The organism is Leifsonia sp. SIMBA_070 (assembly GCF_046534635.1).
Lineage (GTDB): Bacteria > Actinomycetota > Actinomycetes > Actinomycetales > Microbacteriaceae > Leifsonia.
Genome location: NZ_JAWRYK010000252.1, coordinates 1 through 274, shown reverse-complemented (window position 1 = coordinate 274; position 274 = coordinate 1). Strand labels below are relative to the sequence as shown.

Below are 274 nucleotides of genomic sequence, written 5' to 3'. Positions count from 1 at the left end.
CGCGTTTCGACGCAGAGATTTGTGGGAGATTCGTGGAGGTGCAACCTTCGATAACATCAGAGATATGACCTCTTCGACGATGAAGCGCGCGGCGACCCTGCACGACGTCGCGCGTGAGGCCGGCGTATCGCTCGCCACGGCCTCGCGCGTGCTCAACGGCTCCACGCGAAAGGTCGCCGACTCGTATCGCGAGCGCGTCGAGACCGCGGCGGCACGGCTCGGCTACTCCGCGAACCTTTCCGCGCAGGCCACCGCCCGCGGCACCTCCGCGACG

General features: G+C 67.2%; 1 protein-coding gene. It reads left to right on the top strand.

Annotated elements, in window-relative coordinates; genetic code table 11:
* Positions 1 to 64: 64 nt before the first annotated feature.
* Positions 65 to 274, top strand: a 210-nt coding sequence (locus tag SB754_RS20235) for a LacI family DNA-binding transcriptional regulator (protein ID WP_410784157.1), incomplete at its 3' end; no start/stop codon positions are given.